Origin of the sequence: Acidovorax facilis (genome assembly GCF_023913775.1) — a bacterium.
GTDB classification, from domain to species: Bacteria; Pseudomonadota; Gammaproteobacteria; order Burkholderiales; family Burkholderiaceae_C; genus Acidovorax; species Acidovorax facilis.
Window position 1 is genome coordinate 1 of the sequence record NZ_JAMXAX010000337.1, and the last position, 434, is coordinate 434.

Annotated in this window: 1 protein-coding gene; it reads right to left on the bottom strand. The window is 70.3% G+C overall.

The window, feature by feature from the left end; genetic code table 11:
• Positions 1–434, bottom strand: a 434-nt coding sequence (locus NFX52_RS30490; RefSeq protein WP_252636023.1) for a hypothetical protein, incomplete at both ends; no start/stop codon positions are given.

A 434-nucleotide genomic window follows, 5' to 3' on the forward strand; every position in this document is an offset into this window, starting at 1 on the left:
CGCGTGGTCAGGCTGCGTTCGATGGCGCGCACGGCCTCCAGCCGTTCGTTGAGCTGGTCGTTGCGGCGCTGTGCCTCGCGCAGCTGCTGGCCCTGCCGCTCCAGCTGGTCTTCCAGCCTGCGTTGCTGCAGAAGCCGCGACTCCATCAGCCGCGCCAGGGGGTGGAGGGCTTGTGCCGCTGCCGTGGTGTTGCTCATCACCCGCTGCACCAGGCCCAGGGCACGGGCCGTATCGACGGGCTGGCGCGTCTGGGCCAATGCTGTTGCCAGAAGGAGGGGGGTCTCCACCGAGGCATCTTCCGCCTCGCCCAGGCGGGCAATCTCTTTGGCCAGCTCTGCGGGGGCCATGCGCAGGGTACGGTCCGTTTGCGCCAGCACCTGCAGGACCGGGATGGCATCCGAAGGAGCGCTGGTGGCGGCGGCCGGGTTGGGGCT